General features: G+C 75.5%; 11 protein-coding genes. 5 read left to right on the top strand and 6 right to left on the bottom strand.

What is annotated here, in order from left to right; genetic code table 11:
• Window positions 1-339: 339 nt before the first annotated feature.
• Together VM95_RS35575 and VM95_RS35570 are read left to right on the top strand one after the other, a co-directional pair.
• On the top strand, window positions 340-1,407 hold the full coding sequence (locus tag VM95_RS35575; RefSeq protein ID WP_045704988.1) for an NUDIX hydrolase: 1,068 nt from the start codon (window positions 340-342) through the stop codon (window positions 1,405-1,407).
• A 143-nt stretch (window positions 1,408-1,550) separates the two neighbouring features.
• Window positions 1,551-2,444 carry a DUF4184 family protein gene (locus VM95_RS35570; protein ID WP_045704986.1) on the top strand — a complete coding sequence of 298 codons (894 nt, stop codon included), beginning with the start codon at window positions 1,551-1,553 and terminating at the stop codon, window positions 2,442-2,444.
• Here the strand turns inward: VM95_RS35570 and VM95_RS35565 are convergent.
• Window positions 2,420-3,784, bottom strand: coding sequence for a dipeptidase (locus tag VM95_RS35565; protein ID WP_045704984.1), 1,365 nt, complete (start codon window positions 3,782-3,784; stop codon window positions 2,420-2,422). The two genes, VM95_RS35570 and VM95_RS35565, sit on opposite strands and share 25 nt — an antisense overlap.
• A 373-nt stretch (window positions 3,785-4,157) precedes the next feature.
• Between VM95_RS35565 and VM95_RS35560 the strand changes: the two genes are divergently transcribed.
• Window positions 4,158-5,381 (top strand): geranylgeranyl reductase family protein, encoded by a 1,224-nt coding sequence (locus tag VM95_RS35560; RefSeq protein WP_107073196.1) that lies wholly within the window; start codon window positions 4,158-4,160, stop codon window positions 5,379-5,381.
• Window positions 5,382-5,456: 75 nt separating this feature from the next.
• On the opposite strand, the gene VM95_RS35555 is transcribed toward VM95_RS35560, so the two are convergent.
• The 3 genes from VM95_RS35555 to VM95_RS35545 all read right to left on the bottom strand — a co-directional run bounded on the left by VM95_RS35555 (window position 5,457) and on the right by VM95_RS35545 (window position 9,463).
• Window positions 5,457-7,901 (bottom strand): glycosyl hydrolase family 18 protein, encoded by a 2,445-nt coding sequence (locus tag VM95_RS35555; protein ID WP_078861066.1) that lies wholly within the window; start codon window positions 7,899-7,901, stop codon window positions 5,457-5,459.
• A gap of 286 nt (window positions 7,902-8,187) precedes the next feature.
• Window positions 8,188-8,592, bottom strand: a complete 405-nt coding sequence (locus VM95_RS35550) for a RidA family protein (protein WP_045704982.1) — start codon at window positions 8,590-8,592, stop codon at window positions 8,188-8,190.
• A gap of 64 nt (window positions 8,593-8,656) precedes the next feature.
• On the bottom strand, window positions 8,657-9,463 hold the full coding sequence (locus VM95_RS35545; RefSeq protein ID WP_045704980.1) for an ATP-grasp domain-containing protein: 807 nt from the start codon (window positions 9,461-9,463) through the stop codon (window positions 8,657-8,659).
• Window positions 9,464-9,698: 235 nt separating this feature from the next.
• On the opposite strand from VM95_RS35545, the gene VM95_RS35540 reads away from it, so the two are divergent.
• Window positions 9,699-10,472: an enoyl-CoA hydratase family protein gene (locus VM95_RS35540; RefSeq protein WP_045704978.1), complete on the top strand. Its 774-nt coding sequence runs from the start codon at window positions 9,699-9,701 to the stop codon at window positions 10,470-10,472.
• A gap of 57 nt (window positions 10,473-10,529) precedes the next feature.
• On the opposite strand, the gene VM95_RS35535 is transcribed toward VM95_RS35540, so the two are convergent.
• Window positions 10,530-11,309, bottom strand: a complete 780-nt coding sequence (locus VM95_RS35535; RefSeq protein WP_045704976.1) for a maleylpyruvate isomerase family mycothiol-dependent enzyme — start codon at window positions 11,307-11,309, stop codon at window positions 10,530-10,532.
• Between the two features lie 100 nt (window positions 11,310-11,409).
• On the opposite strand from VM95_RS35535, the gene VM95_RS35530 reads away from it, so the two are divergent.
• Window positions 11,410-12,171 (top strand): acyltransferase, encoded by a 762-nt coding sequence (locus tag VM95_RS35530; RefSeq protein WP_045704974.1) that lies wholly within the window; start codon window positions 11,410-11,412, stop codon window positions 12,169-12,171.
• 200 nt (window positions 12,172-12,371) lie between these two features.
• Here VM95_RS35530 and VM95_RS45370 read toward each other — a convergent pair.
• Window positions 12,372-13,667, bottom strand: a 1,296-nt coding sequence (locus tag VM95_RS45370) for a helix-turn-helix domain-containing protein (protein ID WP_045704972.1), incomplete at its 5' end; no start/stop codon positions are given.

Below are 13,667 nucleotides of genomic sequence, written 5' to 3'. Positions count from 1 at the left end.
GAGGTACGGGGTGCGGCGTGCGGGCCGGCGGGGGGCGCGGGGCGCGAAGGGGGTGCGGGAGGGGCGCACGCGGAAAGCGACCCGCCCGAGGTGCTGTGCGCGAGCCGTGGGGGAGGGGTGCAACTTTGATGCGGACCGCTCGGCACATTTCCCCGCAGGCCGTCCGACCTGGGCACATGCCCCTGTCAAGGGGCGCGCGGGCGCGCTGCGGAGGGCGTGCCTCGCAGGCTTGGGGAGCGGCGTGGCGCGGGTACCACCACGGGTGGCGCCGGTCCGGGTGGACGGGCCGCCGCCGCCCGGTGCGAACGGCACCGGGGTGAGTCGAAAGCAGGGGGCATTGTGATCGTCTGGGTCAACGGCACATTCGGGGCGGGCAAGACCAGTGCCTGCCGCGAGCTGGTGGAACTGCTGCCCGGGAGCGTGCTCTTCGATCCCGAGCAGGTGGGCTTCGGCCTGCGCCGGATGCTCCCGGCGGACCGGCTGGCGACGGTGTCGGACTTCCAGGACCTGCCGGCCTGGCGCCGGCTCGTCCCCGAGACGGCGGCGGCGCTGCTCGGGGAGGTCCCCGGGCCGCTGGTGGTTCCGATGACACTGCTCAGAGAGGACTACCGGGACGAGATCTTCGGCGACCTCGCCTCGCACGGCATCGCGGTGCACCACTTCGTGCTGGACCCAGAAGAAACGATCCTGCGTGACCGCATCGCGCACCGCGAGGAGTGCCCGGGCGACCCGGCGGCCAGCGAGCGGGTCCGCCGCTGGTGCCTCGACCACCTCCCCCGCTACCGGGCCGCCCGCCGCTGGCTGGTCGAGGACGCCCGGATGATCGACAACGGCGCCCTCACCCCGCGCGAGACCGCCCAGCGGATCGCCGAGCTCATCCGGGTCGGCGCCGCCCGCTGTCCGATCGTCCAGACCCCGGACCCGACCGGCGACACCGTCGCCTCCGCCGTCCTCCTCTTCGACGAACAGGACCGCGTGCTGCTCGTCGACCCGGTCTACAAGCCCGACTGGGACTTCCCCGGCGGCGTCGTCGAACGCGGCGAGGCGCCCACCGACGCCGCCCTGCGGGAGACCGCCGAGGAACTCGGCCTGCGGCTCGACCCGGCCGCGCTGCGCCTGCTCGCCGTCGACTGGGAGCCGCGCACCGGCCCCCGCCGGGGCGGGCTGCGGCTCGTCTACGACGGCGGGCTGCTCGACGCGCAGGGGCGGCAGAACGTGCTGCTCCAGGCCGAGGAGCTGCGGGGCTGGCGCTTCGTCACCCTGGACGAGGCCGCCGACCTGCTGCCGCTCAGCCGCTACCGGCGGCTCGCGGCCGCGCTGGACGCGCGGCGCTGCGGGGAGCTGCGGTACCTGGAGGCGGGAGCCCGGGTCGCGCTGGGGCTGGCGAGCACGGCGGACGCGGCCTGACGGGGTGCGGCGGCGGGGGCGGGCGGGGGCGTGCGTGAGTGGGTGGGGCGGTGGGGGCGGGCGGGCCCGCTCGGTCGCGGGGGCGTGCCCGGGGCCGGCGGACTCGGAGGGTGCCGGCCGGGGCCGTGCGGGAGGATGGGCGCATGCCCTTCACGCTCAGCCACCCCGCCGCCGTCCTGCCCCTGCTGCGCGCCGCCGGGCAGCGCGGGCCGTTGGTGGCCTCGGCGCTGGTCGCCGGGTCGATGGCGCCGGACGTGCCGTTCTTCGCGGAGTCGCTGCTGCCCGGGGTGTACGGCCTCGGCGGGCTGACGCACCGCTGGTGGGCGGTGCCGACGCTGGACGTGGCGGTGGCCGGTGCGCTGGTGGCCGGCTGGCACGGGCTGGTGCGGGCGCCGCTGGTCGGGCTGCTGCCGGAGCGGTGGGCGGGCGGCGTCGAGGCGCTGACGGTCCGGCTGTCCGGCGGCGGTGGCCCGCGTGCCGGCACGCGCGTCGGCCGTCGCGGCGCGGACGCGGCGTGGTTCGTGGCCTCGGCGGCGGTCGGCGCGGCCACCCACGTCGGCTGGGACGCGTTCACCCACGGCGGCCGGCTGGGCGTGCGGCTGCTGCCCGTCCTGGACCGGACGGTGGCCGGCGTGCCGCTCTACGAGGCGGCGCAGTACGGGAGTTCGGCGCTCGCCCTGGTGGCGATGGGCGGCTGGGCGGCGCGCGCGGTGCGGGCCGTGGAGCCGGTGCCGCCCGCCGTCCGGCCGGCGCCCCCGGTCCGGCGGGCGGCCGTCGCGGCGCTGGGCGCGGCGACGGCCGCCGGGGTGCTGCACCGGATCGGGCCGCTGCGGCGCAACCTCGTCCCCGAGGTGTGCTTCGGCGCCGGGGCCGGGCTCGCGGTGGGCGCGGTCGGCTGGGCCGTGGTGGCGGCGGCCGCCCGCCGGTTCGGCGGCGGGCGTCCGGCGGCGGGCTCCGCGTCCGGCCCGGGCTCCGGTGCGGTTCCGGACCCCGGGCAGGTGGCGAACTCCCGTCAGGCGGAGCGCAGTTCGGCGTAGCGGCGGAGGAACAGCGCCTCGGTCAGGGCCATCCGCTCCAGCTCCTGCGGGTCGACGCTCTCGTTGACGGCGTGGATCTGGGTGGTCGGGTCCTCGACGCCGATCAGCACGATCTCGGCCTGCGGGTAGAGCGTGCGCAGGGTGTTGCAGAGCGGGATCGAGCCGCCCTCACCGGAGGCGACCATCGGGGTGCCGAACGCCTCCCGCATGGCCTCGCCCATCGCCTCGTACGCCGGGCCGCTGGTGTCCGCGCGGAACGGCGCGCCGTTGCCGTGGCGCTCGACGGTGAGGCGGGCGCCGAGCGGGGTGCGCGCCTCCAGGTGGGCGATCAGCGCGGCCTGGGCCTCGGCCGCGTCCATGCCCGGCGGGACGCGCAGGCTGATCAGGGCCTTGGCGGCGGCCTGGACGGAGGAGGTGGCGCCGATCACCGGCGGGGCGTCGATGCCGAGCACGGTGACGGACGGGCGGGCCCAGAGCCGGTCGGCCACGGTGCCGGTGCCGGTCAGGGCGACGCCGTCGAGCACCTTGGCGTCGGCGCGGAACTGCTCGTCCGGGTACTGCACGCCCTCCCAGGTCTGGTCGGCGGCCAGGCCGTCGACCGCGACGTCGCCGTGCTCGTCGTGCAGCGAGGCGAGCATCCGGACCAGGCACTGCAGGGCGTCCGGGGCGGCGCCGCCGAACGCGCCGGAGTGCAGGTTCCCGGCCAGGGTGGTGACCGAGGCCTCGACGACCGTCATGCCGCGCAGCGAGGCGGTCACGGTGGGCAGGCCGGGGGCGAAGTTGCCGGTGTCGCCGATCACGATGACGTCGGCGGCGAGCAGCTCCGGGTGGGCCTCGGCGTAGCGCTCCAGGCCGCCGGTGCCCTGCTCCTCCGAGCCCTCGACGATGATCTTCAGGCCGACCGGGTACGCGTCGCCGTACACCTGGCGCAGCGCGCGCAGGGCGGTCAGGTGCATCAGGATGTTGCCCTTGCAGTCGGCCGCGCCGCGCCCGTACCAGCGGCCGTCACGCTCGGTCAGCTCGAAGGCGGGGCTGTGCCAGCCGGCCTCGTCGAGCGGCGGCTGGACGTCGTAGTGGGAGTAGAGCAGGACGGTCGGGGCGCCCTCGGGGCCGGGGAGCTCGCCGTAGACGGACTGGGTGCCGTCCGGGGTGTCCAGCAGCCGGACGCCGGTCAGGCCCTCGGCCGCGAAGGCGTCGGCGACCCAGCGCGCGGCCTTCTCGCACTCCTCGACCGGGAACTGGCGCGGGTCGGCGACCGAGGGGAAGGCGACCAGTTCGGCGAGGTCGGTGCGGGCACGGTCCATCAGGGACCGGACGGCGTCGGCCAGGGGCTGTGACATCGGTGCTCCGAGGGGAGGGCCGCCGTCCGAGGGGTGCGGGCGGGGCGGTCGGTTGGGGTGTTTCCGATCATAGGCTGAGCCGATCGGCGCGGTTCGGAGGCTGTCGGGCCGTGGGTGGGGTGGGCGCGGGGTCGGCTCAGGGTGTGTGCGGGCGGGGCGGGCCGCGCGGCCTGGGCCGGCCGGGGCCGGTCGGGGTGCGCTGCGGCCGGTCCGGGCGGTGCGGCGTCCGGTCGGGTCGGTCGGACGCATAGGATTGCTCGACGTGACTGACTCCGGAAGCCCCGATTCCCGTAGCCCGCTCGACACTCCGGCCGACACTCCGGTCGATGCTCCGGCGGACGTCCAGGCCGGTGCTCCGGCCGAGGCCGAGGTCGTGACCGCGGTGGACGACAGCGGCGCCCCCGCCGCCCCGGACTCGCGGCTCGACGGCGTCGTCTGGGACGTCGTGGTGGTCGGCGCCGGGCCGGCCGGCTCCTCGGCCGCGCACGCCGCCGCCGTCCAGGGCCGCCGGGTGCTGCTGCTCGACAAGGCCGAGCACCCCCGCTACAAGACCTGCGGCGGCGGCATCATCGGCCCCTCCCGGGACAGCCTGCCGCCGGACTTCAAGCTGCCGCTGCAGGACCGGGTGCACGCCGTGACCTTCGCCTACGACGGCCGGTACACCCGCACGCACCGCTCCGAGCGGATGCTGTTCGGCCTGGTCAACCGGGACGAGTTCGACCTGCGCCTGGTGCAGGCGGCCGAGCAGGCGGGCGCGGTGCTGCTCACCGGCGTCACCGTCACCGGCGTGGAGCAGCGCGGCGGCGACCAGCGGACGGTGCGGGTGACGGCCGCGGACGGGCGCGTCTTCGAGGCGCGCGCGGTGGTCGGCGCGGACGGCAGCGCGAGCCGGATCGGCCGGCACGTCGGGGTCTCCTTCGACCAGATCGACCTGGGGCTGGAGGCGGAGATCCCGGTGCCGGTGGAGGTCGCCGCCGACTGGCAGGGCCGGGTGCACCTCGACTGGGGCCCGCTGCCCGGCAGTTACGGCTGGGTGTTCCCGAAGACGGACTCCGCCAGCCTGACCGTCGGCGTCATCTCGGCGCGCGGCGACGGCGAGCGGACGAAGCAGTACCTCGCCGACTACATCCGGCGGTTGGGCCTGTCCGGGTTCACCCCGAGCGTCGAGTCGGGGCACCTGACCCGCTGCCGGGCCGAGGACTCGCCGCTCTCCCGCGGCCGGGTTCTGGTGGCCGGGGACGCGGCCGGGCTGCTGGAGCCGTGGACCCGCGAGGGCATCTCGTACGCGCTGCGCTCGGGCCGACTGGCCGGCGAGTGGGCGGTGAAGGTCGCGGAGGCCGGCGAGGCGGCGGGCGTGCGGCGCGAGGCGCTGAACTACGCGTTCGCGATCAAGGCCGGGCTGGGCGTCGAAATGCGGGCCGGCAAGCAGCTGTTGGCGGCCTTCGAGCGGCGGCCGCAGCTGTTCCACACGGCGGTCTGCACGGTGCCGGCGGCCTGGCGGGCCTTCGCCCGGACCACGCAGGGGCACACGGACTTCGCGCGGCTGCTGCGGGAGAACCGGGCGGCGCGCAAGCTGCTCGCGATGGCCGCGCGCTGAGGCCGGTGTCGGGGCGCCGGTGGCCCGCCCGTCGCGGCGGGAGGGCCACCGGTCCCGACTCGGTTGCGGGGGTGGTTACTCGGGGCCGGACCGGGTGCGGCCGGGCCGCTGGTCGCCGGCGGCGCCGGGCTGGGCGGCGGTCGGCTGGCTGACGCCGGGCTGGGTGGTGGTCGGCTGGGCGGCGGCCGGCTGGGTGAGGCCGGTGTCGAGGGCGGACATCAGGGTGCCGGACGGGGTGTCGCCGGACATCTCCCAGATCATGCCGCCGAGCAGGTTCCTGGACTTGACGTAGGCCGTCTTTTGGGCGATCGACCAGGCGTCGTCGAAGCTCCACCACTGGCCGCCGGGGCCCGTGTAGCCGTACGTGGCCACGGACTTGGGGTCGTGGTAGACGGTCAGGTTCGGGACGCCGGTGATCAGGTTCTGGTACCCGCGCGTCCCGGCCTCCTCGGCGAACTGGCCGGGGGCGGCGCCGTTCGCGGACTGCCAGGCGCCGTTCGCGCCGGTGCCGCCCGCCGCCACGCCCTGCCAGCCGCGCCCGTAGAACGGGAAGCCGATGGTGAGCTTGCGCGGGTTGACTCCGGCGTTCAGGTAGGTCTGGACGGCCGTGTCGATGCTGAAGTGGACGTTGTACGGGTCGTTCGGGTCCGGGTAGAGGTTGCTGGCCTGGCCGGTGCGGTTGGGCTCCCAGGAGTTGTCGCTGCCGGAGCCGTGGAAGTCGTAGCCCTGGACGTTGGCGATGTCCAGCGAGCCGAAGATCTTCGACAGGTCCCAGCCGGCGGCGACCTTCGCCGGGTCGGCCGGGGTGAAGGCGGTGAGCAGCTTGTGCGAGCCGCCCAACGCGTCGAGCTGCTTGCGGAATTCGGCCGCCAGCGGGGTCAGGTTGGCCTTGTCGCCGGCGCTCCAGTGGTTGCCGGCGTGGCCGTCGCCGGAGCCGGGCCACTCCCAGTCGAGGTCGATGCCGTCGAAGATGCCCGCCGCCACGCCGTCGCCGCCGGCGCCGTTGTAGACCGGCAGGTTGCCCCTGATCCAGGTGTCGACGCAGGACTTGACGAACTTCTGGCGGGAGGCGTCGGTGGCGGCGACGTCGGAGAAGTACTTGGAGTAGGTCCAGCCGCCGAGTGAGACGACCACCTTCAGGTTCGGGTACTTGGCCTTGAGCTTCTTCAACTGGTTGAGGTTGCCCCGGAGTTTGCCCCAGCCGTCGTCGGCGACGCCGTCCACGGACTGGTCGGCGCTCATCGGGCGGGCGTAGTCGGCGTCGGCGTCACCGGCGCCGGTGCCCTGGTCCGGGTCCTGCGGGTTGGCGGTGGTGCCCTTGGTGACGCCCGCGAGGCAGGTGAGGTTCACCGGATCGATGTTCTCGAAGGCGTAGTTGACGATGTCGAGCTTGGCGGCGCTGCCGGAGGTGTCGAGGTTCTTGACGAAGTACTGGCGGCCGTAGATCCCCCACTGGACGAAGTAGCCGACCCGGGCGTACTTCCCGGCGCCGACGACGTCCGAGGTGGTGACGGACAGCGGGGCGGAGGCGGCGGAGGTGTTGTCGGCGGGGTCGCGGGCCTTGACGCTGAAGCTGTAGGCGGTGGACGGCGAGAGGCCGCCGATGGTCGCGGTGAGCGTGCTGCCGGTGACCGTCGCCGCCAGGGTGGCGCCCTGGTAGACGTCGTACGCGGCGACCCGGACGTTGTCCGTGGCGGCGTTCCAGGCGAGCGTCACGTCGGACGAACTCGCCGCCGTGGACCGCAGGTTGGTCGGCGCGGTGGGCGGGACGCGGTCGGTCGACGGGTCGAAGGTGGCGGCGGTGACGGGCGCGCTGAGCGGGCCGGTGTTGCCCCGGGTGTCCTTCGCCCGGACGGCCAGGGTGTACGAGGTGGCCGGCGTGAGGCCGGTGACCAGGGTGCTGGTGGTGGTGCTGCAGGCGAGCACGGTGCTGCCGTTCAGCACGTCGTAGGAGGCGACCGGGAAGTCCCCGCCGGCCGCGGCCGGCCAGCTCAGGGCGAGCGTGTGCGCGGTGGACTCGGTGACGGCGGGCGTGCCCGGCGCGCCCGGGGGGACGTCCGGGGTGCCGTCGCACTTGTCGCCGTTGACGCGGCAGTTGAGCGGAGTGGCGACCGGGCCGCTGCCGACGAACCAGAAGCTGTACGGCTCGGTGGTGCTGTGGGCGTTGACCGTGGAGTTGTAGAACGCGGCGGTGGCGCTCACGTGTCGGCCGCTGACGGTGGCGGTGCCGTTGTAGGTGTTGCCCAGGGTGACGCCGGCCGGGAGGTCGAACTCCAGCGACCAGCCGGAGACGGCGGTGGCGTTGTCGTTGTGGACGATGTACGTGCCTTGCCACCAGGAGCCGTTGTCGGCGGTGGTGAAAGTGGCGGTGAGCTTTCCGGCGGCGGGGGCGGCGGCATTTGCGGCGGTGGCGGGGGTGGCGAGCGCGGTGAGAACGGCGAGCGGGAGGAGCAGGACGGACAGCAGTGCGAGCAGTCTGCTGCGCATGCGCGGGCGCCCGGCCCGGGATCGAGCGGACATGGTTCTCCCTGTGACTGTGGGGGTTGAACAGGGTGACGTAGAACCGGAGTTGTGGTGCGCGTGCGATCGGTGCCCGCGCTGTGGGGAGGCGGGGGCATGGGCACCGTAGGAGGACTGGACCAATACGTCAATAGGTCTGTACCACTGGAGGTGGGGGGTGGGTTTCAGGTTTCAGCGAACGACTGACAGATGACAGATTTCAACATCTGTTATCTGAAAGCTGTTATCTGTTATCTGTCATCTGTCAGGTGAAATCTGTTCGCTGAAACCCGTCCCCGGTGCGGGGCTACTCCTGGACGATCGCCATCGCCTCGATCTCGATCAGCACATCCGGCCGGAAGAGCGCCGCGACCTGCATCGCGGAGGCGGCCGGCAGCGGCAGGTCGCCCAGGTACTCGTCGCGGGCCTCCCGGATCGCCGCGAGGTGGGCGATGTCGGTCATGAAGAAGGTGAACTTGACGACGTGGGAGAAGTCGGCCCCGGCGGCGGCCAGGCACCGGCGCAGGTTCTCGAAGACCTGGCGGGCCTGCGCCTTGGGGTCGCCCTCGCCGACCAGGTTCCGCTGCTCGTCGAAGGCGACCTGGCCGGAGACCTGGACCAGCCGGCCGCTGCCGGTGACGACCTGGGTGTAGCCGGTGCCGGGCGCGACGCCGGGCGGTTCGGTGATGTGGGTGAGGTGCGTGGTGGTCATGGCGCATGATCGTGCGTCATCGCTCGCGCGCGCCGCAAGCCGCGGCGCCGGGCCATCCGGCCCCTCAGCGCACCACGTCGGGCAGCTCGCGACAGAACGGCCGGTCGGCGGCGCCGAGTTGGCCGGCCGGACCGGACGAGCGCAGCACCACGTCGAGGACGTCGCCCGGCTCGGCGGCGTAACCCCCGCTGGCCCAGGCCGCGTTGGCCTCGACCACCGCCCAGCCGTCGTCCGTCCGGCCGACGTCGACCACCACCGCGCTCGGCAGCGGGGCGGCCGAGGCCGAGGCGGCCAGGACGTCGCGGGCGAAGACCGCCACCTCGCGGTCGTCCCGCCCCAACGGCGCGACGGACAGTTCACCGTCCACCGCGTAGCGGGAGCCCGCCCGCACCGCGCCGTCCAGCACGAACAGCCGGTACTCCGCGCGGAACCGCACCACCTCGCTCACCAGCACCGGCGTGTCGCCGTCCAGCAGCTCGGGCCCGGGCAGCGCGCCGCCGTCCGGGTAGACGCGGGCCGCGAACAGCTTGTCCGCCGGTGGCTTCACGAAGGCCGGGCCGCGCAGCCCGCGGGCCTCGGCCAGCGTCGTCGCGGACACCCGCCGACCGGTCGACACGCGCGGCAGCCGGGCCAGCCAGTCCGCGGACGGCTCCAGCAGCGCGAGGCCGAGCTCGCGCCCGACCGCGTCGCCGAACAGCGGCCCGCCGTACACGTGCACCCGGGCGCCCAGCAGCTCGCGCGGCGCCTGCCAGGAGGCGGCGGTGCGCGCGCGCAGGCCGCGCAGCCCGGCGGCGGTGCGCAGCTGGAGGCCGGTCTCGTTGACGCGCGGGGCGAGCAGCAGGACGGGGGAGTCGGTGGTCACGTCGCCCATGCTGCCGGGCCCGAGGCGGCCGCCACCAGCGGTTTTCCGGCGTGCGGGTGGGCGGGCCGCGGCGGGTGGCGCCGGTCGGACGGCGGCGGGGGAGCCGGCCGGTCGGCGGCACCGTGCGCCCGGTGGCTCTGGCCGAGGGGCGGGTGGGCGTGCCAGAGTCGTCCGGGCGCCGCCCGGGCACCCCGGACGGCGCCAGCGGTCCGACCCACCCTCAGCCGGAAAGCAGGCCCCGCCGATGACCAGCGCAGCGCCCCTCGTCCGCGTCACCACCGCCGACGCCGTCACCACGCTCACCCTCGACTCGCCGCACAACCGCAACGCGCTCTCCTCCCGCCTGATGTCCGAGCTGCACGCCGGGCTGGCGGTCGCGGCGGCGAACCGGGACGTCCGCGCGGTGGTGCTCACCCACACCGGCAAGGTGTTCTGCGCCGGCGCGGACCTGTCCGAGGCGACCGGCGCCGACCCGACGGTCGGCCCGCGCGGCCTGGTGGAGCTGCAGAAGGCGATCGTCGACTGCACGAAGCCGGTGATCGCCGTCGTCGACGGGCACGCCCGGGCCGGCGGCCTCGGCCTGATCGGTGCGGCCGACCTCGCGATCGCCGGCCCGGCCGCCACCTTCGCCTTCACCGAAGTCCGGCTCGGCCTCGCGCCCGCCGTCATCTCGCTGCCGCTGCGACCCAAGCTGGACCCGCGCGCCGCCTCCCGCTACTACCTCACCGGCGAGGTCTTCGACGCCGCCGAGGCCGCCCGGATCGGGCTGCTCACCCGCGCGGCCGACTCCGCCGAGGGGGTCGAGGGCGCGCTGAAGGAGCTGCTGGACGCGCTGCGCCTGGGCTCGCCGCAGGGGCTCGCCGAATCGAAGCGCCTCGCCAACGCGGACGTGGTGCGCTCCTTCGCGCGGGACGCGGACGAGCTGGTGCAGCTGTCGGCGCGGCTGTTCGGCTCGGCGGAGGCGCAGGAGGGGATGCGGGCGTTCCTGGAGAAGCGTCCGGCGAACTGGGTGCGCTGACCGGTGGCCGGCGTGCCGGCTCGGCGGGTGCCGAGACCGGCGCGCCGGCGCCCGGCCTCAGATCCCCGAGGTCTCCTGCCACAGCCGGAGCAGGTCCGCGTCGCCGTCGACGGTCAGCCGCGAACGCGCCTCGTCGGGGAGCCGGTTCCACAGCAGCAGGTAGAGGTCGTGGGCGGGGCCGGTGAGGGTGAGCTCGGCCGGTGCGTCCTGCCCACCGGCCTCGTTGGCCACGTCGGCGCTGACGGCCAGCGGCTCCGGGCTGATGGTCAGGTGCCAGGCGCGGGCTCTGTCGACGGTCCGGACCAGGACGGTGCGCGGGCGGTCGCTGCGCAGCGTGGAGCGGTCGCGGGTCAGGAAGCCGCGCAGCAGCTCGTCGATGCCGTCCGCGGCGAGGGCGCTGTCCACCTCGGGGCCGGGCGTGCCGGCCGCCCCGTCGGCGTCGATGCGGTGGATGGCCGTCTCGTGCGCCTGGCGCCGGGCCCAGAACGCCAGCGGGGTGGGCGCGTCCATGAACGTCCAGCACTCCACGTCGGCCGGGGTGTTGGTGAGCGTGTCCAGAAGGGCGGCGTGGCCCTCGCGGTACCAGTCGAGCAGGCCGGCGTCGGACGGCTGCGGTCCGAGCACCTCGGCGGCGTCGGCCTCGTCCAGCCGCGTGCGCAGGCCGCGGGCCGGGTGGGCGGCGGCCCAGCGGTGGACGTTGCCGATGTGCCGCAGCAGGTGGGTCAGCCGCCAGTCCGGGCAGGTCGGGACGGTCGCGGACAGGTCGGTCCGGGCGGCGGCGTCGGCGAGCAGGGCGCCCTCGCGGCGCAGTGCGTCGATGTGCGCGGAGATCTCCATGGCAGCAGTGTGCCCCGACCGCCGGGCGGAACGGGGCCGGACCGTGTGATCTTGGCCGCCCGGCGTCCGGGCCGAGGCTACGGGCCGGTAACGTGAGCGCATGCCGATAACCCGTTCCCTCCTCGCCGCCGCCCGGGCCGGCGGCCGCCGGGCCGCCGGACGCCTCGTCCACCGGGGCTGGCGCTGGGTGCAGCGGACCGGCGCGGTCACCAACCGGCGCCCCGGCCCGTACCGCTTCGGCGAGTTGGGCGACGGCACCACGCTCGCCTTCCCGCTCGGGGCGGTGTTCAACGAGCAGTGGATCACCATCGGGCCGTTCTCGATCATCGGCGAGCGGGTCACCATCAGCGCCGGCTTCCTGCCCGGCCTCGACCTCGGGCCGGAGCCGATCGTGCGGATCGGCGGCGGCTGCGTGATCGGCCGGGACAGCCACATCGTCGGCCACCAGTCGATCGTCATCGGCGACGACGTGTGGACGGGCCCGGGCGTGTACGTGAGCGACCAGGCGCACGAGTACCGGGACACCGACCTGCCGATCGGCAAGCAGTGGCCGCGCAACGAGCCGGTGGAGATCGGCGCGGGCAGCTGGATCGGCACCGGCGCGGTGATCCTGCCGGGGGCCCGGATCGGGCGCAACGTGGTCGTCGCGGCGGGCGCGGTGGTGCGCGGCGAGGTGCCCGACCACAGCGTGGTCGCCGGGGCGCCGGCCAAGGTGGTGCGCCGCTGGACGGAGGAGGACGGCTGGCAGCCGCCGCTGCGCCACGAGGCCCCGCAGCCGGTGCCGGACGGCGTGACGGCGGAGCAGCTGCGTGCCCTGGTGGGCTGGGACCTGCGGCTGCCGGGGGAGCAGGCCGGGGCGTAGGGCGGGGGCGTAGACGGGGGCGTAGGACCTCGCGGCCGCGGGGCCGGTCCCCGTGCCCTGCGGTGGCGGTCTGGGCGATGTGGGTAGGGCGTTCGGCCGGTCGGCGCGGGGCCTCCCGTGCCTGCGAGTGCCCGGGAGTCGAGCTGCCGCTCGCGGCGCCGGGAGCCGAGAGCCGGGGGGTGACCTCGCGGCGGCCGTGACTACCGGGCGGGGGTGGCCTGTTTGGCGGTGCGGGCGGCGATGGCGGCGGTGATCCGCAGGACGTCGGCGGGCTGGGTCGGGTCGAGGCCGGTGAGGACGGCGATCCGGCGCAGCCGGTAGTCGACGGTGTTCGGGTGCAGGTGCAGGGCGCTCGCGGTGTGCCGCCGGTTCAGGCCGCCGGCCAGATGGGTGCGCAGGGTGGTGAGCAACTCGCCGCCGTCGACCAGTGGTTCGAGGAGTGCGGCGAGCCGGGCGCGGGCCTGGCTGGGCCGGGTCAGCTGGTATTCGAGGAGGACGTCGTCCAGCCGGTGCAGCCCGGGCGGGCGGTCGAACGCCCGGGCCACGTCCAGGACTTCGCAGGCGAGCGCGGCCGCCGCGGGCACCTCGGCGGGGGTGGCGGCGGCCGCGCCGGCCTGGACGGGCGCGCCGGCGGCCCGGGCGGCGGCGGTGACGGCGGCGGCGAGGTGCGCCCAGGTGGCTTCGGCGGGGGCGTCGGCTCTCCGGTGGGCGTCCTGGCCGTCCTGGCCGTCCTGGCCGCCCTGGCCGGGTGTGAGCGGGACGAGCACCAGACCGCCCGAGGACGTCAGCGCGTAGAGAGCCGACCGCCGGGTGCGGTGGTCGAGTTCGGCCCCGAGGCGGCGGAGCTTGCGGCGGGCGGCGATGGCCGGGTCCACCTCGGGCGCGTGCTCGTCGGGGTGGTCGGCGACGGACAGGCAGAGTACGGCGTAGGCGGCGGGCAGCCGTAGGCCGGCGCGGGTGGCGGCGTCCTCGGCGGGGGTGCCGGCGAGCAGCGCGGTGAGCAGTGACTGCCGTGCGGCGTACCGGTGTTCGGTCGGTCGGCGCCGCCCGTCCAGGTAGCCGGCGCCGGCCGCGGCGGTGGCCTCGCGGAGCTGGTCCAGCAGCAGTCGGTTGAGCGTGAGCAGGTCGGCGGCGTCACCAGCGAGGGCGTGCCGGGTGGCGAACTCCCAGCAGATCTCCAGCCCGAGGTGGTGGGCGAGCAGGACGGCGTCCAGCGGCAGGCCCTCCTCGGCCCGGCGGGCGGCGGCCTCCCGGACGGCGGTGAACTCGGCCTCGGGGGCGGGCCGTCCGGTCCGGGCGGTGTGTGCGAGGGCGCGGATGCGGCGTTCGGCGTCGCGGGTGAGTTCGCCGGCCAGCTGCTCCCGGGGCAGACGGCGGTAGACCGGCACGCGTTCCACCAGCGTGCCGATCACGGCCTCGGCCAACTCGCGCGCGCCGCCGAGGAGTCGGCGGTCGGCGGGGAGGCCGCCGATCACCGGGACGCGCCAGTCCGGCGC

Source organism: Streptomyces rubellomurinus (genome assembly GCF_000961885.1).
GTDB classification, from domain to species: Bacteria; Actinomycetota; Actinomycetes; order Streptomycetales; family Streptomycetaceae; genus Kitasatospora; species Kitasatospora rubellomurina.
Note: the sequence above shows the minus strand (reverse complement) of the source record. Positions and strands in the feature narration are given on the sequence as shown.